The sequence below is a fragment of the Cohnella thailandensis genome (assembly GCF_014212135.1).
Taxonomy (GTDB): Bacteria; Bacillota; Bacilli; order Paenibacillales; family Paenibacillaceae; genus Cohnella; species Cohnella thailandensis.
Map to the genome: position 1 here is coordinate 416,414 of NZ_JACJVQ010000006.1, position 22,284 is coordinate 438,697.

Here is a 22,284-nt window from a genome sequence, read left to right on the forward strand (position 1 = left end):
ACTTATGAGAAGATCATGGATCTTGCTGACATCATTGTTCGTCATCATTCTCGCGGCGGCGGCCGTCCCGGTTCTGGCATGGCAGGGCAAATCCGACCATGTGCTGAACGCGGCTATCTTGGACAAGACGGTCCCCGATACGAGCTATCGCGAGCATAAGGGCTTGATGTGGCTCCTAAACCAATCTAAATATGTGAAGAGCGATCGTTCCGCTTACTCGATCAAGAACGATTATTTCGGGTACGTTCCCAAGGGCGACGGCTCCCGCGCGCTGCGGGATCTGAAGCTGGAAGACGATTACGATCTGCTCTATATCGCGGACACGTACGGCGTGTACGAGGACGATCTGAACGAGACGACGGCGGTTCGCGGCAACCGTTCCGACAAGATTTACGGCGGACTCGAGCAATCGGATATCGAGCAAATCAAGAACGGGATCTATAAGGGGACGACGTTGGTCGCGGAGTTCAACACCTTCGGAAGTCCTACCGGAGAAGCGGAACAGAAGGAGCTTGGCGAAATTCTGGGGGTCCGGTGGACGGGCTGGATCGGCCGCTACTTCCCCGATCTGTCGAGCGGGGGAGAGGTGCCCGAATGGGCGGAGACCAACTATGAAGCCCAGACGGGACGGAAATGGGAATTCGACGGTCCGGGGTTCCTGTTCGTGGACGACGACGACCGGGTGGCCGTGCTCGAGGAAGGGAAGGATACCGGCAAGGGAGGCAACGTATTCAGGCTGACGGACGAGGGCAAGGATTTCGTCGGCAAGTCGGCCAAAGCGCGATACAATTACTGGTTCGACGTCATTGAAGCCGAAGACGGCGGAAGCGTCCTGGCCGACTACGATCTCGACCTGACCGAGTCCGGGGAGGAGAAGCTGAAGGAGCTGGGCATCCCCTCTACCTTCCCGGCCGTCGTCAAGAACGATACGGGCGTATATACGTCGTATTATTTCGCGGGCGACTTTGCCGATAACGACGAGGTTCCGGATTTCTACCAGGCGCAATGGTTGGACAAGCTGTTCGCCTTGCTGTCCTGGAATTCCGGCAAAAACCAGCAGAGCTTCTACTGGAAGGCCTACCGGCCGCTCTTGAAGCGGGTTCTGCAAGAGATCGAAGAGAAGAAGAAGAAGCCGGCCGTCATCCCGGACAATGCCCCTGTCGTCACGACGAACGGCATTACGATTCCGTCCCGCGTCGGCGAACAGTATTTGCAGGTTTACGAGAATAACGGCTGGAAGGACCTGCTGCTTAAAGGCGTCAACATGGGGATGGGCAAGCCCGGGGCATTCCCCGGGGAGGCCGCGATCGCCAAATCGGAATATCTTCGCTGGTTCGAAGAGATCGGCGAGATGAACGCCAACGTCATCCGGACGTATACGATCCACCCGCCCGGGTTCTACGAAGCGCTGCTCGAATATAATCTTCGCTCCGCGAAGCCGCTCTATCTGCTTCAAGGCGTATGGATCAACGAAGAGGAGCTTGTCTCCTCGCAGGATGCTTACACGGAAGCGCTGTGGAAGGAGTATATCGAAGAGATGCATCGCACCGTCGATATCATTCACGGCAACGCGACCGTGCCGGCGAACCCGGGCCATGCTTCGGGGGCCTACCGGGCCGACGTCTCGAAGTACGTGCTCGGATGGGTGCTCGGCATCGAATGGGATCCGGAGGTCGTGACCGCGACGAACGAGAAGCATAAGGGACAGCCGGACTACGACGGGAAGTATTTCCGGACGGAGCAAGCGTCCCCGTTCGAAGCTTGGCTGGCATCCACGATGGACGAGATCGCGACTTACGAGACGGACAAGTATCAATGGCAGCGGCCGGTCAGCTTCACGAATTGGCCGACGACGGACCTCCTGGAGCATCCGTCCGAACCTCTGGAGGAAGAAGACATGGTCTCGGTCGATCCGAACGTCATCTGGGCCAAGCCGACGTTCCAGGCCGGTTATTTCGCTTCCTACCATGTGTACCCCTACTACCCGGACTTCATGAATTACGAGACGAAGTATACGGATTACGTGGATTCCCGAGGGGAGAAGAACAGCTATGCGGGTTATCTGAACGATCTTAAGCGGCATCACCGCATGCCCGTCCTCGTGGCCGAATTCGGCGTTCCTCAATCGAGGGGGATGACTCACCGCAACGTTCAAGGCTGGAACCAGGGTGCCCACAACGAACGAGAGCAGGGCGAGATTGCGGCTCATTTGTTCGAGGATATCGCGGAAGAAGGAATGGCCGGGGGGCTCGTCTTCGCCTGGCAGGACGAATGGTTCAAGAGGACGTGGAACACGATGGACCTGGACGATCCGAACCGAAGGCCGTTTTGGTCGAACGTTCAGACGAGCGAGCAAAACTTCGGCTTGCTGGCGTTCGATCCGGGCGAGCCGGGCGAAGGGGTGTTCGTCGACGGGGATGCGAGCGATTGGACGCAAGAAGGGGCGGTTCCGATCCCGATGAAGGGATCGGCCGTTGCGGCGGCCGTCCCGGATGCGGAGATTAAGCAAATGTTCGTCTCCAGCGACGAACGAAGCGTCTATTTCCGCCTCGACTTCGGCCAAGAAGGCGGGCCGCTCGACTGGTCCAAGCTTGGGGCGACGATTCTGCTCGATACGATCCCGAATCAGGGGCAGCATAGGATTCCGGGAGGAAGCGGCCTGACGACGGACGCCGGAATCGACTTCGCTATCGACTTGAAGGGTCCCGGGCAGTCGCGGATCTGGGTCGACAGCTATTACGATTCGACGTATTACCAATACGGAAGCATGCTGAAAATGGTCCCTTGGCTCGAGTACGCGAATAAGAAGGACAACGGCATTTTCCACCGCATGACTCTTGTTTTGAACAAAAGAATGAGCGTTCCGAACGTTCGCAGCCGGACGCTGGAGCTGCCTCTTGAATCCTACGAGACAGGGAGCCTGCGCTTCGGCAACGGCAATCTGAACAGCCCCGACTACGATTCGCTGGCCGACGTCGCCTACGACGAGAAGACGAACGTCGTCGAGGCGAGAATCCCGTGGCAGCTGCTCAACGTGAAGGACCCGAGCACGCGGGAGATCATGGGCGATCTCTGGCAGGTCGGGCTGGAAGGCTCCGAGAAGACGGCGGGCATCAAGATCGCGGCGGTGACCTATCGGGCGAATGCGAAGACCGGCGAGGACGCCCCCGCCAGCCGGGACATCGCGTACGCGATGCCGGCCCTCTCCGGAACCGTGCTGCGCGCTCAGGATATGTATCTCTATCAATGGGATAAATGGGTGACGCCGACGTACCGCGAACGGCTCAAAAAATCGTATTACATCATGCAAGATTTGTATGCGAAGACGGTTTTGCCGAATTAACGGCCGAACCAAATAATACCGAACAAGGCATCCTGGCGGACAGGATGCCTTGTTCGATATTCGCGCTTCCTAGGAGTCATTGCTCCTTGCTTGGCTGCTGCTGTTCCTCGTAAGCGATCAACGTAATCGGATGGCCGCTCGATTCGGCCAAACGCTCCTCCAGCTGCCGGATCTGCTGAATGTCCTCTTGGCGCAGCTGGGCGAACGAGTAGGGATCGGTATTATTCATGCTAGGGCTGCTCCTCCTTTTATCGTGATCTTGTTAGTATGTGGCAAAAAAGGAGGATTCATAAGCGCGCCCCGCGTTCTAGTTACCGATCATGTCCTCGGGACGAACGTAAGCATCGAACTGCTCCTCGGTCAGAAGTCCGGTCCGGAGCGCGGCTTCCTTCAGGGAGAGGCCTTCTTTGTGCGCCAGCTTGGCGATCTTGGCCGCGTTCTCGTAGCCGATATGCGGGTTCAGCGCGGTCACGAGCATCAGGGATTGCTCCAGGTTGCGGCGGAGCACCTTCTCGTTCGGCTCGATGCCCACGGCGCAATGCTCGTTGAACGAGCGGATCGCATCGGAGAGCAGGCGGACCGATTGCAGGAAGTTGTGCAGGATGACCGGCTTGAACACGTTCAGCTCGAAGTTGCCCTGGCTGGCGGCGAAGCCGATGACCGCGTCGTTGCCCATGACCTGGCAGGCGACCATCGTCAGCGCTTCGCATTGGGTCGGATTCACCTTGCCGGGCATGATCGAGCTTCCCGGCTCGTTCTCGGGGATGGTGATCTCCCCGATGCCGGACCGCGGGCCGCTCGCGAGCCAGCGGACGTCGTTGGCGATCTTCATCAGATCGGCGGCGAGCGCCTTAAGCGCGCCGTGGGCGTACACCATCTGGTCGTGGCTCGTCAGCGCGTGAAACTTGTTCGACGAGGAGACGAAGGCGTGGCCCGTGTAGGCGCTCAGCTCCGCGGCGACTTTGTCCCCGAAGGAAGCGGGAGCGTTGATGCCGGTTCCGACTGCGGTGCCGCCGATGGCCAGCTCGGACAGCGATTTGACGCTCTCATAGATCATCAGGCTCGATCGGTCGAGCATCGCCCACCAGCCGCTGATCTCCTGTCCGAGAGAGAGCGGGGTAGCATCCTGAAGGTGGGTGCGCCCGATCTTGACAATATCCATGAACGCCTCCATTTTCTCGCGCAACGTCTCTTTAAGCTCGTCGATGGCCGGAAGCAGATTCTCCATTATGGCGACGGTCCCCGCGATATGCATCGCCGTCGGAAACGTGTCGTTCGAGCTCTGGGAGCGGTTCACGTCGTCGTTCGGATGGACCTTAAGCTCGCTCTCCGTCGCCTGAAGCCATTGATTCGCGCGGCGGGCGAGCACCTCGTTCACGTTCATGTTCGTCTGGGTTCCGCTGCCCGTCTGCCAGACGACAAGCGGGAAGTGGTCGTCCCAGCGCCCGTCGAACACTTCTTCGGCGGAGGCGATGATGGCTTCCGCCTTCTGCGGGGCCAGCGTGCCCAGTTCGCGGTTGGCGGCGGCGCAGGCCTTCTTCAGCAGCGCGAAGGCGCGGATCAGCTCCAGCGGCATTTTCTCCGTTCCGATTCGGAAGTGCTGGCGGCTGCGCTCGGTCTGCGCCCCCCACATCGCCTCCGCCGGGACTTGAATTTCTCCCATCGTGTCGTGCTCCGTACGGTATTCCATAGATGCGATCCGTCCTTCCTCGGTTGGTTGGGTTCATCCAGATTTTACACCGAAACGGAGTGATCGGGATGAATAAAGATGAAGTTATAGGCTCCCTATCGATTCTTACCCTTATGGGCGGATTTATTGCGCGGGGAGGCAAACTATTCCTAAGAAAACATTTTTGGCGGTTTACGGAGGGTGGGGTGAGTTGAAAGCGCCGAGGGTGGCCGACAGGGAGCGACGAGGGTGCGGAGATCGTCTCGCATGAGTTTATCTATCGTTATCTTGACAGCCCGATAGGTACCGCACTTTGCGTAACGCAGGCGAGGGGATTAGGGAGAGGCGCTGAGCATAACGCGCGAACGAACAAAGAGCCGAGCAGCCCCATCCGGGAGCTCTCGGCTCTTTGTTTATGCTTCTGGCCTTTGGCGATCATATGCTTCAACAAGCCGACAAATTAAATCGCTTCGCCCGCGAACTGGGTCCGGTACAGGCGTTCGTAAAAGCCGCGTTCGGCCAGCAGCTCCTCGTGCGTGCCGCGTTCGACGATCCTTCCGCCGTCGATGACGAGGATCTGGTCGGCATGGCGGACCGTGTTCAGGCGGTGGGCGATGACGAAGCTGGTGCGCCCCTGCATCAGCGTCTCCATCGCCTGCTGGATGTGAACCTCCGTTCTCGTGTCGACGCTGCTGGTCGCTTCGTCGAGGATCAGGATGGCGGGATTCGCGAGGATGGCCCTCGCGATCGTAATCAGCTGGCGCTGCCCCTGGCTCAGATTGCCGCCGTCCGCGGTCAGCATCGTATCGTAGCCTTGCGGAAGCTTGCGCACGAAGGAGTGCACGTTCGCCAGCTTCGCGGCGGCAACGATCTCCTCGTCCGTCGCGTCCAGGCGCCCGTAGCGGATGTTCTCGCGGATCGTATCGGAGAACGTGTACGCGTCTTGGAGCACGATGCCGAGCCGGCCGCGCAGGCTGTCCTTGTCCAATCCCCGAATGTCTTCGCCGTCGATGGAGATGCATCCGTGCCCTTCCTCGATGTCATAGAAGCGCGTCAACAGGTTGATGACCGTCGTCTTGCCGGCGCCGGTCGGACCGACGAGGGCGATAACGTCGCCGGGCTTCGCGCGGAACGAGACTTCCCGGAGCACGGGCTTATCTTGGCGATAAGCGAAGCTGACCTTGTCGAAGACGACCGCTCCCGTCAGCGTATCGACCGGCTTGCCCGGATCGGACTCCGAATATTCGCTCTCGGCGTCCATCAGCTCGAACACCCGCTCCGCTCCGGCGATGCCGGCTTGAATCAGGTTGTATTGGTTGGCGAGGTCGTTGATGGGCGCGCTGAACAGCTTCGAATAGTTGAGGAAGCTGACGATAACGCCGACCGAGGTCCATTCCTCGTAAGCCATCCAACCGCCGACCGTGGCGATCAGAATAAACGTGAGGTGGCCCATCGTGTTCATGACGGGACCCATATAGCCGGATAAGGTTTGGGCTTTGACGGAAGCGGACTTGAGGGCGCCGTTCATCTCCGAGAAGTCCTCGATCGCTCTGCCTTCGCGCCGCAGCGTTTTGACGACCTTCTGCCCGGACAGCGTCTCCTCGATAAACCCGTTCAGGCGGCCGAGGCTCGCCTGCTGGTCCGAGAAGTGCTTCTTGGTTCGGGAGGCGATGCTCTTCGAGGCCCGGGAGACAAGCGGAATGGTGATCAGGCAGACCAAGGTAAGCCATACGTTCAGGGCGAACATCAGCGCCAGGGAGCCGATCAGCGTGATCGCGCTGGTGACGATCTGAATCAAGCTCTGATTCAGCGTCGTCGAGACGTTCTCGATATCGTTGGTCGCCCGGCTCATCAAGTCGCCTTTGGCCGAGCGGTCGATGAACGGAATCGGAAGCTTCTGAAGATGGCCGAACAGGTCCTTGCGCATGACCCGCACCGTCTTCTGCGAGACTCCGGCCATGAGGTGGGCTTGAAGCCAGGAAGCCGCCGCATTGCCGAGATAGACGGCGCCGAGCATGACGCAGAGGCGCAGCAGCCCGCTCTTGTCATGATCCAGGATATAATCGTCGATGGCCCTTCCCAGCAGATAGGGAGCAAGCAGGCCCAGGCCCGTTCCGACGATCGCGAACAGGATCGTGAACACGAGCCCGGCGCGCTGGCGGCTCAAGTAACGCCAGATACGGGAGATCGTCCGCCGGGTGTCGCGGGCCCGCTGCTTCGGAACCGGCATTCCGCGGGCGGGAGGGCCTCCCGGGCCTCCTCCGGGCCCGGCATTGGGTCTGACATTAAGTTGCATGGGACGCTTCCTCCAATCCGAGCTGGGATTCATAGATGTCGCGGTACACCTCGCTGGAAACCATGAGCTCGGCATGGTTGCCCTGGGCGACGATCCGGCCGTCCTCGATCACGAGAATCCGATCCGCATCGGCGACCGAGGAGATCCTCTGCGCGATAATGAAGCAGGTGCTGCCCTGCAGCCGGTCTCGGAGTGCGGTTCTTATGCGGGCTTCGGTGCGGAGATCCACCGCGCTCGTGCTGTCGTCGAGAATCAGGATGCCCGGCTGCGCGAGCAAGGCGCGCGCGATCGAGATTCGCTGCTTCTGGCCGCCGGACAGGGTGACGCCGCGTTGGCCGATCTGCGTATCGTAGCCTTCGGGGAAGGATTGGATAAAATCGTGCGCCTCCGCCGCCCGTGCGGCGGCTTCGATCTCGTCTTGCGAAGCGTCCGGTTTGCCGTAGCGGATGTTGTCCCGGATCGTCCCGCCGAACAGAACCGCCTGCTGCAGCACGATTCCGACTTGGCTCCGCAGCTCCTCGAGAGGAATGCTTTTCACGTCGACGCCGTTCACGAGTACGGAGCCTTCCGTCGGATCGTACAGCCGGGGCATCAGATTCACCAAGGAGCTCTTGCCGGCCCCGGTCGAGCCGAGGATGCCGATCGTCTCTCCGGGCTTCGCGAGGAAGCTGACGTCCTTCAGGACCGGCTCTTCCCCTCCTTCCTCGTAGCCGAAGAAGACATGGCGGAATTCCACCTGCCCGTAAAGGGCAGAGAGAGCGGAAGGGGCGGAAGGGGCCGATGGGGTCCCGGCCGCAAGCGGAGCCGCTACCGGCTCTGCCATCGAAGAAGGGGTGTCCAGCACCTCGATGATGCGGTCGGAGGAAGCCTTCGCCCGGGAGATGTTCATCAGCGTATTCCCGAGCGAGACCATCGCGTTCAGCGTCTGGGTGACGTACGTGATAAAGGCGGCCAAGCTGCCGATCGCGAGACCGCCTTCCCACGTCTGCGCTCCCCCGATCCATAGAATACAGACGATGCTGGCGTTCAGCAGCAGCGTCATGATCGGGTTGTTGATGGCAAGCAGGCGCGCGGCTTTAAGGCCCACCTCGTAATTCTCTTCATTCGCCCGCTTAAACCGGACCTTCTCGAAAGCCGCCCTGACGAACGCTTTGACGACGCGAATTCCGTTCAGGTTCTCTAGCAGAACGGAGTTGACCCGGTCCAGCTTCGCCTGCAGGGTTCGGTAGAGCGGGATGGATTTGCTCAGCAGCGCATACAGGAAGATAAAGAAGAGCGGCAGACTGACCGCGAAGACAAGCGAAAGCTTCGGGCTGATCAGGAACGCCATCGCGATGCTGCCGAAGAACAGCATGCTGCTGCGAATCAGCATCCGGAGGAAAATCTGAACCAGCATCTGAACCTGCATGACGTCGTTCGTCAGCCGTGTGACGAGGGTGCCTCCCGAGAATTTGTCCAGCTCGCGGAAGGCGAAGGCCTGAACCTTGCGGAAAAGCGCGTTGCGCAGATCGGTTCCGAATCCGACGGACGCGCGGATGGCGTAGTAGGCGCAGCCCATGCCGCCGAGCAGTCCGCAGACCGCGGCAAGAATCATCCATATGCTCATAAGGCCGATATGCCCGAGATCGCCTTTCATGACCCCGTCGTTCACGATGCTCGCCATCAGGCTGGGCTGAAGCAGATCCATGACGACTTCGAGCACCATGAGCAGCGGAGCGGCCAAGGCGGCTGCGCGGTAAGGCTTTAAGTAACGGAGCAGCTTAACCAATCGAACCTTCTCCTTCTTTCGTTAGTTGACTAATTTAATCTTCGGGCGTCCAGGTCGTCAGATTGTCCTTCATCTGGAGCAAAAATCGCCGCAGAAGCAGCTTCTCTTCCGGAAGGAATCCCTCGAAGCAGCGTGCCTCCACTTCCTCCATCGCCTGCTTGACCGCCTCGGACGCCCCGCGGCCTTTTTCGGTCAGATAGACTCGCGTAACCCGTTGATCCTTCTCGTCGGCCGCCCGCCGGATCAGCCCCGTTTTCTCCATTCGTTGCAGCATGACGGTAAGCGTCGCCGGCTTCACTCCCTTGCTGTCCGCGAGCTCGCGCTGGCTGAGGCCATCCGTGTCGGAGAGCCTCAGAAGCAGAGGGGGCTGGCCGGGATAAACGTCGTAGTCGCGAATCAGACGATCCACGTGGGAACGGTGGTTTTTGAGCACATGTCGCATAAGGTGGGTGAGATTCGATTCCGATCTCAATGGCAATAGACCCCCTGGGCAAAAAAAAAGTTAGCTAGCTAATTATAATATACGAGGGGGAGGCGCGGCTGTCAAAACGATTGTTTCGTTCGGCGGATGTCCCTGCCGGCCCTGGATATGATATGCTAGTGAAAATTGGCTTTTTGCGCCTATCGAGGGGGATCTCATGTCTACGGTTATTCGCGCTTATGAAGGTAATTTTCATGATGAGCAAGCCATCTGGCTCCAAGCGGGCCCTTACGAAGCGGCCGTTCTGCCGAGAATCGGCGCCAACCTGATCGCTTTCCGCGACACGAGCCGGGGCTACGTTTTCCTTCGCGAGCCGGGAGCGTCGGAGATGGACGCGTTCCGCGGCAACCCGGGCGTGCATGGCATTCCCGTGCTCTTCCCGCCTAACCGGTACGATGCGGGGAAATTCCCGTGGGAAGGGACAACCTATCAATTGCCTGTCAACGAGACGGCCCGCGGCAACCATCTGCACGGCTTCGCGCATACGACTCCGTGGAAGGTCGAGCGGTTCGGGGCGGACGAGGCGGAGAGCCGGGTCGCGCTGTCGCTGACCGTATCGGAAGGTCATCCGGTCTACGAGCACTATCCGTTCGAATTTACTCTTAAGCTGGAATACGTATTGAGCGAAGAGGGGCTGCTTCAGCGCGTGAGCGTACGCAACAACGGAAAGAAGCGCCTGCCTTGTCTCCTTGCGTTCCATACCGCGATCAACGCTCCTTTCGCGCCGGGGAGCGAAGGGGCGGACATGAGCTTCAAGCTGACCATCGGCGATCGTTGGGAGATGGGGGCGGACGACCGCATGCTGCCGACCGGCCGATTCCAGACGCTTACGGAGGGCGAAGCGAAGATGCGCGAAGGCACGCAGTCGCCGTTCTTCGAAGCGATGGACAACCACTACACCGCGAAGACCCAGAACGGCCGCAACTACATGGAGCTGACCGATTCCCGCGAAGGCGCGAAGCTTGTCTACGACGTGGGGACCGGCTATAAGATGTGGATGATCTGGAATAACTTCGCGCGCGGGGGCTTCTTCTGTCCGGAGCCGCAGATCAACCTGGTCAACGCCCCGAACGTCGATCTGCCGGCGGAGGAGATCGGCCTGATCGGGCTCGAGCAAGGCGAGATCTGGGAAGAGACCAGCCGCCTCTACGTGATCGATAAGGCATAGTTTGGCCATGGGCGGAATTTCGGGTGTCGCGAACGTCGCTCCGAAGTTCCGCTTATTTTTGTTGGCCTTTAGCTGAGAGGATTTTCTGGATTTCGTCAAAAATAAGTGCACTTTCGCTCTTCGCCTAACAGCATCTTATAACATTCAGTCACAGGGAAAGGGCAGGTTGCTGCATGGAGTTATTTCTCCTTATTCTAGGGCTGCTGGCCCTCATCGCCGTGTCGAACGTGCTGAGCCGCATCGTCCCGGCCGTTCCGGTCCCTCTGTTCCAGATCGCGCTCGGCGCCTTGCTCGTGCTGCTTCCGACGGGGATCGAGCTGGAGCTGGAGCCGGAGCTGTTCTTCGTCTTGTTCGTCGCCCCGCTGCTGTTCAATGACGGGAAAAGAACGCCGAGAGACGAGCTGTGGAAGCTTAGAGGCTGGATTCTGGTGCTGGCGGTCGGGCTCGTCTTCGTGACCGTGGTCGTCGGCGGATACGGCATCCACTGGTTGATCCCTTCCATTCCGCTGTCGGCGGCGTTCGCCTTGGCGGCGATTCTCTCGCCGACGGACGCGGTCGCGGTCGGAGCGCTGGCCGGCCGGATCAGCCTTCCGAAGGGAATTCTCCGCCTGCTGGAGGGCGAAGCCCTTATGAACGACGCCTCCGGCCTGGTCGCGTTCAAGTTCGCCGTCGCCGCCACGGTGACCGGCGCCTTCTCGCTCGCCAACGCAAGCTGGAGCTTCGTCGTTATCGCGATCGGGGGCGTTCTGGTCGGCATCGTGCTGTCGTTCGTCTTTATCGGGGTCCGGTCGTTCCTGCGCAGGCTCGGCATCGAAGACGCGACGATGCACATGCTCATTCAGATCCTGACTCCCTTCGTCATTTACATGCTGGCCGAGGAGCTCGGCGTGTCCGGCATTCTCGGCGTCGTTGCGGGCGGGATCTTCCACGCGGTCGCGAAGGACCGCCTGGAGCCCTATGCGACGAAGCTGCAGGTCGTCTCCGCCAGCACGTGGTCGGTCCTTCTTTTTATCCTGAACGGTTTGGTCTTCCTTATTCTTGGCTTGCAGATACCGCATGTTGCCGAAGTCATCTGGGAGGATCCGAAGTTCAACAACGCGCAGGCGATCGGTTACGTCCTGATCATCACGCTGGCGCTGTACGTGCTCCGATTCATCTGGGTGTATCTGTTCTCCTCGCTGGAGAAGATCGGCAAGCCGGGGAAGGTACGCCTGAAGTCGACGTTGCTGACGACGTTGTCCGGCGTTCGCGGGGCGGTCACTTTGGCGGGCGCGTTCTCGATTCCTCTCGTGCTCGATGACGGGAGCGCTTTTCCCGAACGGAACCTCATTATCTTCCTGTCGGCCGGGGTTATTCTCGTCACGTTGATCGTGGCCAGCGTCGCTCTGCCGCTTCTATCGAGGAAAAAGGTCGGGGAAAACGAGGAGAACAAGCATTTAAGCGAGCACGAAGCGCAGGTTCGGATCTTGGAGATGGCCGTTCGTTCGCTGAAAGATGAGATCACCGACGAGAATCGCGGCGTCGTGATGGCGGTGCTCGGAGACTATGGGCAGAAGCTTCGACAAGTCGGCTCCGAGCCGGGCTTCAGGCAGAATAGGGCGTGGAGAACGGCCGTGTGCGACAGGTGGCTGTACGCCATGCAGGCGGAACGGGAGGAAGTGGCCCGCTTGGTGGCCAGCGGAGAGGTCGCGGCGGATACCGCGAAGCGATTCGATTCCATCCTCTCGCGGATGGAATCGATTCTGGCGAATCGATCGCTGGCCGTCTTCTATTCGCTTCGGCTTGCGGCGAAGAAGTTGTGGAAGAGCCTGACGGGGCATAAGAACGCCCGTTGGTCCGCCGCCGAGATGGACGCGCTGCGCGAGCTTCGCTTGAAGACGTCCAAGGTCGCCATAGCCGAGCTGCAGGAGACGATGCGGGCGACCGACAACCGCGCCTGCTCCGCCGTCATTCAGCATTATCAGGAAGGAATTCGCCGAACGAACGAAACGCTGTACTCCTCCGCCCAGAGCGAGCAATTCCAACAGGAGAAGAAGGAGTGGGAGCGGAGAGCCATTCAGATGGAGAGAGACGCGCTCCAGACGATGTACGCGAACGGCGAGGTCTCTCTGGCCATGGTGAACAACTTGCGTTTCTTCATCAATACGATGGAAGCAAGCTTGACCGAAGGAGAGATGGAGTAAATGAAAGAGCACCGTCGCCGATTAATTGGCGCGGTGCTCTTTTTTTCTATAACATTTAGATCGATTGCTTCATCTGCTCCGGATAGCCGTAAGAGCCGTGCTCGCTGATGTCCAGGCCGACGATTTCCTGTTCTTCCGTGACGCGCAAGCCGATCGTCTTCTTGATCGCGAACAGAATGACGTAGGAGACCGCGAAGGCGAACAAGCCGCAGACGACGACGCCGAGAGCTTGAATGCCGAGCTGGTGGAGACCGCCTCCGTAGAAAAGCCCTTCGCGGCCGACCCCGACTTGCTCGGCGAGCTCTTTGGTGGCGAAGAAGCCCGTCGACAGCGTGCCCCAGATCCCGGCCAAGCCGTGGGCGGAGATCGCGGCGATCGGATCGTCGATGCGCAGCTTGTCCACCAGGCGCATTCCGGCGAAGACGAGCAAGCCGGCGATGAGGCCGATGACGAGCGCCGCCCAGGATTCGACGAAGGCGCAGGAGGCGGTGATGGCGACGAGGCCGGCGAGAGCGCCGTTCAGCATGACCGGAATGTCCGCCTTGCCGGTCACCGCCCAAGCGATAAGCAGCGCCGCGATCGCTCCGCCGGCGGCGCCGAGCTGGGTGTTGACGGCGATGAAGCCGAAGAAGCTGCCGTCTCCCGCGGTGATGGAGCTGCCGGCGTTGAAGCCGAACCACCCGATCCATAGAATCATGACGCCGAGGGTCGTGAACACTTGGTTATGTCCGGGAATGTGGTTCGAGACGCCGTTTTGGCCGAACTTGCCGATTCGGGGCTTAAGCAAGAGGGTGGCGGCGAGGGCGGCCATCGCGCCCGTCAGGTGGACGACCGTGGAGCCCGCGAAGTCTTGGTCGCCGTGCTCCGAGAGCCATCCGCCGCCCCAGATCCAGTGCGCGATGACCGGATAGACGATAGCCGAGAACAGGACGGCGAAGATCAGGTAAGCGGATAGCTTGGCTCTCTCCGCGAAGCCGCCGAAGGCGACCGACATCGAGATCGTCGCGAACGCGAGCTGGAAGAGGAACATGACGGTCGGAGCGACGGTCGAGCCTTCCGGAACGGCGAGAACGTCGAAGCCGAAGTAGTCGCCCCAGCCGAGGAAGCCGTTGCCCTCGGAGCCGAAGATGAACGCGTAGCCGACCGCCCAGAAGACGACGGAGGTGACGCCGATCGTGAAGATGGTTTTGCCGGCGATGTGTCCGGCATTCTTCATCCGGGTGGAGCCCGCTTCAAGCAGGATAAAGCCGCATTGCATAAAAAGCACGAGAATGGCGCCCAGCATCGTCCAGACGGAGTTGAGACCTAATTCCATACGAAGTTCCCCCTAAGTTGTGCGTCATGCGCTTATTGAATCGGGATCAGATATTCTCGAACCGATCGAGAATGCTCCGGAGATAGCCGTGAGAGTCTTCTATCCGACTCCATTGCTCGCGAATCTGCTTCTCCGGCTGAATGTAAGGCGCGTCCTTGATCTCGCCGCTCCACTGCTCGAGCATCGTTTCGGCGCAGGAGCGCGTCGTCTCGAGATGGAATTGCAAGCCCAGGATGCTCGTGCCGTAGGCGAACGCCTGGTGGCGGCAAGCCTCGGAGGAGGCGAGAGGCAGGGCGTCCTCGGGAAGCTCGAAGGCATCCCCGTGCCATTGGTAGGAATGGAACTTCTCCGGCATTCCGGAGAATAGGGGATGCTCGTTCCCGTTCCGTTCGATCGGGTGAAAGCCGAGCTCCTTATGCTCGTTGCGGAAGACCCGTCCTCCCAGCGCCTCCGCGAGAAGCTGTCCTCCGAGGCAGATGCCGAGGATTTTCTTGTCCGCATCGATGGCATCCCTCAGGAATCGCTTCTCCGCCGCGAGCCATGGGTAGGACTCCTCCTCGTAAACGCTCATCGGCCCGCCGAGAACGATAAGCAGCTCGAAGGAATTCATGTCAGGTAAGTTGTCTTCGGAAGACGGATCGATGATGGTATATGGATGCCCTTTGGAGCGGCACCAGCTCACGATCGCGCTTTCGTCGTCGAAGTCGAAATGCTTCAGAATCGCGATATTCATGCCGGATATCTTCCCTCCTTCAACTGCGGAACACTTGCGCCGAATAAACCATTATCAAAGTTATGTCGGTAATTCTACCAACGTTATTATTTGTTGTCAACATATCTAACATTAATAAACAGAGAACATAACATGTCTTTTTGGGGAGATTCGCTAATTCGGTAGGTATGCTCCGAAGTTCGGAGGCTTCCGGAAGGATTCGAACTTCGGAGAGGAAGAGAGAAAAAAATTCTCAAGAAGCTGATAATTGTTCTCACTCGAGGGAATAATGCTGGATGGAGACGGTCAAAGCATAAGAGCGGCCCTCGCCGGACCGCTCTCGTGCCAATCATCTTAAGGGGAAAGCTCGAATTAAACCTTGGGCTCGAAGGTTTTGCAATCGGTCTCTCCGGAGCTGCGCGCTTGATCGCCTCGATTGTTGACCACATAAATCGAAGAAGCCGCGCATTGGTTGCCGGGTGCCCAGTACTTGCAAGAGTTTACTTCGCAAAGGACGTCTTTGGCCATCGTGATTCACCTCCCATTCCTTCTTAGGATGGGTGAATCGCGTTCGGTTCATACCTTGAAGCCAATTCGATCGCGGACTGGCTTCTTTGGCGTGGGCAGGGGAATAAGAAGGTGTATAATGTAGGTATTCCATTTTGCTCAGGGGGTTTAAGGCACGGATGTTTCACACGACGAGATTGATGCTTCTCGGTTCCGGGGAGCTTGGCAAGGAAGTTATCATCGAAGCGCAGCGGCTCGGCGTCGAGACGATTGCGGTCGACCGATATGAAGGAGCTCCGGCCATGCATGTCGCGGATCGGAGCTACGTGATCGATATGCTGGACAAGCAAGCTCTTAGGGAACTGGTGGAAAAGGAGAAGCCCGATCTCATCGTTCCGGAGATCGAGGCGATCGCGACCGCGGAGCTGATTAAGCTCGAAGAGGAAGGCTACCGCGTCATTCCGACGGCAAGGGCGGCCCGGCTTACGATGGACCGCGAGGGAATTCGCCGCTTGGCCGCGGAGACGCTCGGCCTGCCTACGGCCAAGTACCGCTTCGCCGATACGTACGAAGAGTTCGAAGCGGCAACGCGGGAGATGGGCTTCCCGTGCGTGGTCAAGCCGCTCATGAGCTCCTCCGGCAAAGGCCAGAGCGTCTGCCGCTCCGAGGAGGAGATCGGCCGCAGCTGGCAGATCGCGATGGAAGGCGGACGCGTGCAGCAAGGACGAGTTATCGTAGAAGAGTTCATTCGCTTCGACTCGGAGATCACTCTCCTTACGGTAAGGTCGGTGAACGGGACGCAGTTCTGCGCCCCGATCGGGCATATTCAGAAGGACGGAGACTACATCGAGTCCTGGCAGCCTCATGAGATGACCGAGACCCAAATCGAGGAATCCAAGCGGATCGCCAAGATCATCACGGACGAGCTGGGAGGCGCGGGGATCTTCGGCGTGGAGCTGTTCCTCTCGGGCGACAAAGTCTACTTCAGCGAAGTGTCGCCGCGACCGCACGATACGGGACTGGTCACGCTGGTCAGCCAGAACCTGTCGGAGTTCGCTCTGCATGCGAGAGCCATTCTCGGCTTGCCGATTCCGGAGATCAAGCTGACGGCGCCGGGGGCGAGCCGCCCGCTGAAGGCGGATGCGGAATGGTCATCTTACCGCCTGCTCGGCGCGGAGGAAGCTCTGGCGCTGCCGGACACGCAGCTTCGCATCTTCGGCAAGCCGGTCACCAAGGCGGGCCGCCGGATGGCGGTCGCTCTCGTGACGGCGGAGACGGTGGAAGCGGCTCGGGAACGGGCGACGGAAGCTCTCGGGAAGCTTCGGCTGGAAGGGAAGTAAGAAGGGGATTCTCGGCCGGTTGCAGCCGCGGAGATGGCGCTCGAATCGGGGCTTCCTTCCATTGACAGTTTGTTCGGCTGTAACTATACTGAGTACACTTGAGGGAGAAGGAGGGAGCCTCCCATGGCGATAAGCAGCCGATTCTCCGTAGCGGCGCACATTCTGACCCTGATTCATCAGAGCGAGGGCACTCGCATCACTTCGGAATATATCGCATCCAGCGTCAATACGAACCCCGTCGTCATTCGCCGGATTCTCGGCATGCTGAGCAAGGCGGGGCTCGTCCGGACGAGCGCCGGGGTCGCAGGGGCGACTCTCGCCCGCCCGCTCGGGGAGATCACGATGCTCGACGTCTACCGCGCGGTTCAGCCCGAGCAGGAGGAGCTGTTCTCCATGCACGAGCATCCGAATCCGGCCTGTCCGGTCGGCCGTAACATCCAGGCGTCGCTGGACGGCGTCTTCACGGGCGCCCAACGGGCCCTGGAAGCCGAACTCGCAAGCGTGACGATGGAGCAGGTCAGTCTGGACGTGGCTAGCAGGGCGTAGAATAAGATCGCATAGTATAGCGTTTCGTCGCTTCATACAGGGGAGAATCTCTCCTTAGGAGCTGCGAGACGCTTTTTTTCGTGCTAGGAGATGATCAAGATTATCGCTGCCCGTACCATACATCAGCCGCCTGGAGCAGGATGCCGCGAAAGTATGGTACCCCGTACCACACATCGGCCAAATGGCGCAGGATGCCGCGAAAGAATGGTACCCCGTACCACACATCGGCCAAATGGCGCAGGATGCCGCGAAAGAATGGTACCCCGTACCACACATCGGCCGAATGGCGCAGGATGCCGCGAAAGTATGGTACCCCGTACCACACATCAGCCGCATGGAGCGGGATATCAATGGGAACCCTGTCCGGCGCCCGTTCAGTGAACAAACTGGATACTCTTTTGAGGCACATTCGGTGGATGTGCGCGCGGGAGGGTAGTCTGGTTGCTCTCTTAAGCTACTTTCGGAGGAATCCTGCTCATGAGCGTAGTCTAGTTACTCTCCGTACTAACCTGAGCGGGACTTCGATACTGCGAGGTGGATCGGAATTCGAGCGATAGAGTAGAAGACAAGCCCGATCAGGCTGCCGGCCATGTTCAAGATAACGTCGTCGATGTCGGCCATGCCGAGGCCAGTGAACTGTTGGATGATTTCGACGGCGAGGATAATAAACAGAGCCATCGACATCGCCTTCCAAGCGGAGGGCTTCTTCATGATCAACGGGAGCAACAGGCCGAGCGGCGCAAAGAAGAAAACATTATAGGTAGCCGTTCGAAAAGCCCGACTGTCCCAGCCGTAGCGCTGATAGGAGTCGAGCGCGTCTTTTATCGTCAGGAAGGGGCGAAAGCTCAGGTCCCAGTAGCCGTATTCCCGCCTTGCCTCCCAGGCGGAATGAATTCGATACCACACGTCCTGAAAGCTCATGTCGTTGCGTTTCATGATAACCAGATCGACGACCAACCAAAGATAGATGATAAAGGCTACCCAAGAGATTTTTCGTAGCAACTTGTTCTCCCTCTCTTCTATCTCTCTATTCTTTCCGTACTCTCTCCTGGCGAGGAAACCCACAACCTCCTAATAATACCATTTTCGCCCACTTGTTTAAAAGCAGCCTACAGGGCCGTCATGTCACAATCGTGTTCTTACGAGTCATAAGAGTGGTAGTGAGCCCCTCCCCGGATTTCCTATGATGAGATCAAGAAATCATTCATTCGATCCATCACTAGAGAGGGGTTTTACGATGTCTACCGAGATCAAATCCATGAGCAAAAAAATCGCCCTGCCGCTCGGAGTCGTGCTCGCCGGCTCGCTGGTCCTGTCGGCTTGCGGAAGCAACGGCAACAGTAACAACGGCAACGAAGGGGCGGCGCCGTCCTCTAGCGCTCCGGCCAGCGAATCCGCCTCGGCCAGCCCAAGCGCCAGTGCGAGCGCGAGCGAGAGCGCAAGCCCGTCGGCGGAGGCTAACATGCCGGAGAAGCCGGCCGAGCTGACGATCTGGCCGGACGACAACGCGGATAAGCTCGACGTCATCAAGGGCTTCGCGGACAAGTACACGGAGAAGACGGGCATCAAGATCAACATCCGGCCGGTGCCGATGAACGACCAGCCGGACACGCTGTCTCTCGACGGCCCGGCGGGCAAGGGGCCGGACCTGTTCTACCAGCCGGGCATCGGAGCCCTCGTCGTGAAGGGCCTCGTTCAACCGCTGAAGACGACCGAGGACGTACTCTCCACTTACACGCCGGAAGCGCTCGCCGCGCTGAGCCAGGACGGCACGCTGTACGGCCTGCCGCTCGTTACCGAGACGTACGCGCTCTTCTATAACAAGAAGCTCGTTCCTCAAGCGCCAGCCACTATCGCCGACCTCGAGAAAATCATGCAGGAGCAGACGGACGCGAAGAAGCAGAAGTACGGCTTCCTGTTCGAAGCGACGAACTTCTACTACGCCTGGTCACTCATGGGCGGCAACGGCGGCTACATCTTCAAGGACAACGGCGGCAAGTTCGACGTGAACGACATCGGCCTCAACAAGGAAGGCGCGGTCGCGGGCGGCAAGCTGATCCAGGATTGGGTCGACAAGGGCTACATTCCGAAGGACGTGAACGGCGACATCGTGGGCGGCCTGTTCACGGCGGGCCAAGTCGGCGCCGTCATCAACGGTCCGTGGGCCGTGCAGGATTACAAGAAGCAGCTCGGCGACGACGTCGCGGTCGCTCCGCTGCCGACGCTGGCGAACGGCAACCGCCCGACCTCCTTCATCGGGGTCAAGGGCTGGATGCTCTCCAAGTTCTCGAAGAGCCCCGAGTGGGCAGCCGACTTCGCGGCGTTCCTCACGAACGAAGAGAACGCGCTCGAGTACTTCAAGCAGACGGGCGAGACGCCTCCGGTCAAGAACGTGCTTAACAACCCGGCGCTGACCGACGACCCGATGGTAGCCGGCTTCTCGCAGCAGATCCAATACGGCATTCCGTTCCCGACCGTGCCGGAGCTCGACCACGTGTGGGATCCGATGGCGAACGCGCTCAAGTTCATCGTCGACAAGAAGGACGTGCAGACGTCCCTCGACGACGCCGTGAAGCAGGTCCAAGACAAGATGAAGATGGCGGGAGCGAAGTAATCCGCAAGCTTCGCCGCTAGCCGCTAGACACAAGCTGGGAGGAGAAGGGGCTGTCCGCAGTCCCTTTTTCCTCTGCCTAAGGAAGGTGGAACACGCATGACTACCGAACATACCCCGACCCCGGCCGCGAGCCGCGTCACTCCAAGCGGCGGAACCGGCAGCGGCCTCGGCGCGAACCCGGGGACCAACCGCGGCCCCGACCCGGGCACGCCTCCGGGCGCTAACGCCGGCGCGAGCCCGGCGACCGCCGCCTGGCTGTCCGTCGTCCCCGGGCTCGGCCAATATTACAACCGCCGCTGGATCAAGGGGACGATTTTCCTCGCGCTTGCGGTCCTCTTCGCCATCGCGATGACGGCCCCCCTAATCAACGGAATCTGGGGCCTGATCACCCTGGGAGACGACCCGGCCGCCGACGACTCGCGCACGCTGCTCGTCCAAGGCATCCTGTCCGCCATCGTCGTCGTCATCCTGGCGATCGCCTATGTCCTGAACATCAAGGACGCCCATAGGGACGCGGTTCGGCGCCGCGAAGGCTTCGCGATTCCGTCCGTCCGCAAGGCGTTCCACGACAGCTGGGAGCACGGCTTCCCGTACTTCATCGTCGTGCCGACGTTCATCCTGTTGACGATGATCGTCATTTTCCCGCTGCTGTTCATGGTGCTCCTCGCGTTCACCAATTACAACCTGTACAACTCGCCGCCCGCTCACCTGCTCGATTGGGTCGGCTTCGAGAACTTCGTCCAACTGTTCACCGAATCGATCTGGTCGCGCAGCCTGCTGGCCGTCATGGCCTGGACCGTCGTCTGGACGCTCGTCGCCACTTCGCTTCAGATCGCCCTGGCCTTCTTCCTCGCGATGATCGTGAACGACCCCCGGGTCCGCTTCAAGAAGCTCATAAGAACCGTCTTCATCCTCCCGTGGGCCGTGCCCTCGTTCATGACGGTGCTCGTCTTCGCGGCCATGTTCAACGACACGTTCGGCACGATCAACCGCGACATTCTCTCGATTTTCAACGTTTCGATTCCGTGGCTGACCGACCCGACTTGGGCTCGCATCGCCATTATTTTCGTCCAGGTGTGGCTCGGCTTCCCGTATGTGTTCACGCTCGTGACGGGCGTCCTGCAGAGCATCTCCAAGGACTGGTACGAGGCGGCGGACGTCGACGGCGGCACCCGCTTCGCCAAATTCCGCTACATCACGATGCCGCACGTCCTGTACGCCACCGCGCCGCTGCTCATCATGCAGTATGCTTACAATTTCAACAATTTCAACATCATCTATCTTTTCAACAAGGGCGGACCTCCCGTTCCGGGGCAGAGCTCGGGCGCGACCGACATCCTCATCTCGTGGGTTTACGGCCTGACGTTCGACCAGAACAATTACAAAATGGCCGCCGCGATCTCGATCATCATGGGCCTTGTCGTCGCCTTCTTCGCTTTCTATCAGTTCCGCAGATCCCGCTCATTCCGAGAGGAGGGCATGTACTAGAATGAAACGCACGATGAAATCGAATCTGGAAGTGTCGGGAATCTACCTGATCATCCTGGTCATGTTCGCGGTCATCCTGTATCCGCTCCTGTGGGCGGTCGGGATCTCTCTCAACCCGGGAACGAGCATGTTCAGCGCCAAGCTCATCCCGGATAATTGGTCGTTCGACAACTACAACTGGCTGTTCAACGATCCGCGAAGCGATTATACGCTCTGGTACAAGAACACGCTGATCGTCGCTTCCTTCAACGCGCTGGCTTCGGTCGTCATGGTCGGGCTCACGGCATTCGTGTTCTCCCGTTACCACTTCGTCGGCCGCAAAAACACCATCTACGCGACGCTCCTCATGCAAGTATTCCCCGTGCTCATGGGCATGGTGGCGATCTATCTGCTGCTGAACCTGGTCGGCTTGCTCGACACGTTTACGGGGCTCGTTATTTTCTACACGGTGGGCGGACTGCCGATGAACATCTTCCTGGTCAAGGGGTACATGGACACGATTCCGCGAGACCTCGACGAATCCGCCAAAATGGACGGAGCCGGGCACATCCGAATCCTGACCCGAATTCTGCTCCCTCTGATCGCTCCGATCCTGGCGGTCGTGGCTCTGTTCACCTTCATGGCGCCGTTCATGGACTTCCTGACCCCGCGCATCATTCTTCGGTCCCCGGAGAAGTACACGGTGGCGCTCGGCTTGTTCAGCTTCATTAACGATAAGATGGGCAACAACTTCACGAGATTCGCGGCGGGCACGATCCTGATCGCTCTCCCGATCTCGACCGTATTCCTGTTCTTGCAGCGCTACCTGATCTCCGGATTGGCGGAAGGCGGCACCAAGGGATAAACGGACATCA

The 22,284-nt window shown here is 59.5% G+C and carries 17 protein-coding genes; 8 read left to right on the forward strand and 9 right to left on the reverse strand.

From position 1 onward, the window contains the following. Positions 1–4: 4 nt before the first annotated feature. The gene (locus H7B67_RS09815) at positions 5–3,343 is read left to right on the forward strand and encodes a hypothetical protein (protein WP_185119612.1); all 3,339 of its coding nucleotides are present in this window, start codon (positions 5–7) and stop codon (positions 3,341–3,343) included. A gap of 76 nt (positions 3,344–3,419) precedes the next feature. On the opposite strand, the gene H7B67_RS09820 is transcribed toward H7B67_RS09815, so the two are convergent. The 5 genes from H7B67_RS09820 to H7B67_RS09840 all read right to left on the reverse strand — a co-directional run bounded on the left by H7B67_RS09820 (position 3,420) and on the right by H7B67_RS09840 (position 9,518). Further along, positions 3,420–3,572 carry a hypothetical protein gene (locus H7B67_RS09820; protein ID WP_185119613.1) on the reverse strand — a complete coding sequence of 51 codons (153 nt, stop codon included), beginning with the start codon at positions 3,570–3,572 and terminating at the stop codon, positions 3,420–3,422. A gap of 78 nt (positions 3,573–3,650) precedes the next feature. Next, positions 3,651–5,033, reverse strand: a complete 1,383-nt coding sequence (gene fumC / locus H7B67_RS09825) for a class II fumarate hydratase (protein ID WP_185119614.1) — start codon at positions 5,031–5,033, stop codon at positions 3,651–3,653. A 439-nt stretch (positions 5,034–5,472) separates the two neighbouring features. Next, positions 5,473–7,308, reverse strand: a complete 1,836-nt coding sequence (locus H7B67_RS09830; protein WP_185119615.1) for an ABC transporter ATP-binding protein — start codon at positions 7,306–7,308, stop codon at positions 5,473–5,475. Further along, on the reverse strand, positions 7,298–9,076 hold the full coding sequence (locus tag H7B67_RS09835) for an ABC transporter ATP-binding protein (protein WP_245363142.1): 1,779 nt from the start codon (positions 9,074–9,076) through the stop codon (positions 7,298–7,300). Before H7B67_RS09835 ends, H7B67_RS09830 begins: the two co-directional genes overlap by 11 nt. A gap of 34 nt (positions 9,077–9,110) precedes the next feature. Continuing rightward, positions 9,111–9,518 carry a MarR family winged helix-turn-helix transcriptional regulator gene (locus tag H7B67_RS09840; RefSeq protein ID WP_185119686.1) on the reverse strand — a complete coding sequence of 136 codons (408 nt, stop codon included), beginning with the start codon at positions 9,516–9,518 and terminating at the stop codon, positions 9,111–9,113. Positions 9,519–9,714: 196 nt separating this feature from the next. Here H7B67_RS09840 and H7B67_RS09845 point away from each other — a divergent pair, with 196 nt between their 5' ends. Both H7B67_RS09845 and H7B67_RS09850 read left to right on the forward strand, forming a co-directional pair. Next, positions 9,715–10,725 carry an aldose 1-epimerase gene (locus H7B67_RS09845; RefSeq protein WP_185119616.1) on the forward strand — a complete coding sequence of 337 codons (1,011 nt, stop codon included), beginning with the start codon at positions 9,715–9,717 and terminating at the stop codon, positions 10,723–10,725. 173 nt (positions 10,726–10,898) lie between these two features. Next, the gene (locus H7B67_RS09850; protein ID WP_185119617.1) at positions 10,899–12,908 is read left to right on the forward strand and encodes a Na+/H+ antiporter; all 2,010 of its coding nucleotides are present in this window, start codon (positions 10,899–10,901) and stop codon (positions 12,906–12,908) included. A 55-nt stretch (positions 12,909–12,963) separates the two neighbouring features. Here H7B67_RS09850 and H7B67_RS09855 read toward each other — a convergent pair whose 3' ends face one another. The 3 genes from H7B67_RS09855 to H7B67_RS09865 all read right to left on the reverse strand — a co-directional run bounded on the left by H7B67_RS09855 (position 12,964) and on the right by H7B67_RS09865 (position 15,463). After that, a complete protein-coding gene (locus H7B67_RS09855) occupies positions 12,964–14,223 on the reverse strand; it encodes an ammonium transporter (RefSeq protein WP_185119618.1) in 1,260 nt (419 codons plus the stop codon). Positions 14,224–14,269: 46 nt separating this feature from the next. Further along, positions 14,270–14,956 carry a type 1 glutamine amidotransferase gene (locus tag H7B67_RS09860; RefSeq protein ID WP_185119619.1) on the reverse strand — a complete coding sequence of 229 codons (687 nt, stop codon included), beginning with the start codon at positions 14,954–14,956 and terminating at the stop codon, positions 14,270–14,272. Positions 14,957–15,307: 351 nt separating this feature from the next. Further along, the gene (locus H7B67_RS09865) at positions 15,308–15,463 is read right to left on the reverse strand and encodes a DUF1540 domain-containing protein (protein WP_185119620.1); all 156 of its coding nucleotides are present in this window, start codon (positions 15,461–15,463) and stop codon (positions 15,308–15,310) included. Positions 15,464–15,621: 158 nt separating this feature from the next. Between H7B67_RS09865 and purT the strand changes: the two genes are divergently transcribed. Further along, positions 15,622–16,782 carry a phosphoribosylglycinamide formyltransferase 2 gene (gene purT, locus H7B67_RS09870; RefSeq protein WP_185119621.1) on the forward strand — a complete coding sequence of 387 codons (1,161 nt, stop codon included), beginning with the start codon at positions 15,622–15,624 and terminating at the stop codon, positions 16,780–16,782. Positions 16,783–16,905: 123 nt separating this feature from the next. Further along, positions 16,906–17,328: an Rrf2 family transcriptional regulator gene (locus H7B67_RS09875; RefSeq protein ID WP_185119622.1), complete on the forward strand. Its 423-nt coding sequence runs from the start codon at positions 16,906–16,908 to the stop codon at positions 17,326–17,328. Between the two features lie 504 nt (positions 17,329–17,832). On the opposite strand, the gene H7B67_RS09880 is transcribed toward H7B67_RS09875, so the two are convergent. Next, complete coding sequence (locus H7B67_RS09880; RefSeq protein ID WP_185119623.1) at positions 17,833–18,330, reverse strand: VanZ family protein; 498 nt, start codon at positions 18,328–18,330, stop codon at positions 17,833–17,835. Between the two features lie 235 nt (positions 18,331–18,565). Between H7B67_RS09880 and H7B67_RS09885 the strand changes: the two genes are divergently transcribed. The 3 genes from H7B67_RS09885 to H7B67_RS09895 all read left to right on the forward strand — a co-directional run bounded on the left by H7B67_RS09885 (position 18,566) and on the right by H7B67_RS09895 (position 22,274). Continuing rightward, positions 18,566–19,942 (forward strand): extracellular solute-binding protein, encoded by a 1,377-nt coding sequence (locus tag H7B67_RS09885; protein WP_221468712.1) that lies wholly within the window; start codon positions 18,566–18,568, stop codon positions 19,940–19,942. A 96-nt stretch (positions 19,943–20,038) separates the two neighbouring features. Continuing rightward, positions 20,039–21,430 carry a sugar ABC transporter permease gene (locus H7B67_RS09890; protein WP_185119624.1) on the forward strand — a complete coding sequence of 464 codons (1,392 nt, stop codon included), beginning with the start codon at positions 20,039–20,041 and terminating at the stop codon, positions 21,428–21,430. Position 21,431: 1 nt separating this feature from the next. Then, positions 21,432–22,274, forward strand: coding sequence for a sugar ABC transporter permease (locus tag H7B67_RS09895; protein ID WP_185119625.1), 843 nt, complete (start codon positions 21,432–21,434; stop codon positions 22,272–22,274). Positions 22,275–22,284: the final 10 nt, after the last annotated feature.

What these genes read in the sequence shown, in the direction of transcription:
- H7B67_RS09815 (WP_185119612.1), top strand. Translation starts at nt 5, where the DNA reads ATGAGAAGATCATGGATCTTGCTGACATCATTGTTCGTCATCATTCTC.
- H7B67_RS09820 (WP_185119613.1), bottom strand. Translation starts at nt 3,572, where the DNA reads ATGAATAATACCGATCCCTACTCGTTCGCCCAGCTGCGCCAAGAGGAC.
- fumC (WP_185119614.1), bottom strand. Translation starts at nt 5,033, where the DNA reads ATGGAATACCGTACGGAGCACGACACGATGGGAGAAATTCAAGTCCCG.
- H7B67_RS09830 (WP_185119615.1), bottom strand. Translation starts at nt 7,308, where the DNA reads ATGCAACTTAATGTCAGACCCAATGCCGGGCCCGGAGGAGGCCCGGGA.
- H7B67_RS09840 (WP_185119686.1), bottom strand. Translation starts at nt 9,518, where the DNA reads ATGCGACATGTGCTCAAAAACCACCGTTCCCACGTGGATCGTCTGATT.
- H7B67_RS09845 (WP_185119616.1), top strand. Translation starts at nt 9,715, where the DNA reads ATGTCTACGGTTATTCGCGCTTATGAAGGTAATTTTCATGATGAGCAA.
- H7B67_RS09850 (WP_185119617.1), top strand. Translation starts at nt 10,899, where the DNA reads ATGGAGTTATTTCTCCTTATTCTAGGGCTGCTGGCCCTCATCGCCGTG.
- H7B67_RS09855 (WP_185119618.1), bottom strand. Translation starts at nt 14,223, where the DNA reads ATGGAATTAGGTCTCAACTCCGTCTGGACGATGCTGGGCGCCATTCTC.
- H7B67_RS09860 (WP_185119619.1), bottom strand. Translation starts at nt 14,956, where the DNA reads ATGAATATCGCGATTCTGAAGCATTTCGACTTCGACGACGAAAGCGCG.
- H7B67_RS09865 (WP_185119620.1), bottom strand. Translation starts at nt 15,463, where the DNA reads ATGGCCAAAGACGTCCTTTGCGAAGTAAACTCTTGCAAGTACTGGGCA.
- purT (WP_185119621.1), top strand. Translation starts at nt 15,622, where the DNA reads ATGTTTCACACGACGAGATTGATGCTTCTCGGTTCCGGGGAGCTTGGC.
- H7B67_RS09875 (WP_185119622.1), top strand. Translation starts at nt 16,906, where the DNA reads ATGGCGATAAGCAGCCGATTCTCCGTAGCGGCGCACATTCTGACCCTG.
- H7B67_RS09885 (WP_221468712.1), top strand. Translation starts at nt 18,566, where the DNA reads ATGTCTACCGAGATCAAATCCATGAGCAAAAAAATCGCCCTGCCGCTC.
- H7B67_RS09890 (WP_185119624.1), top strand. Translation starts at nt 20,039, where the DNA reads ATGACTACCGAACATACCCCGACCCCGGCCGCGAGCCGCGTCACTCCA.
- H7B67_RS09895 (WP_185119625.1), top strand. Translation starts at nt 21,432, where the DNA reads ATGAAACGCACGATGAAATCGAATCTGGAAGTGTCGGGAATCTACCTG.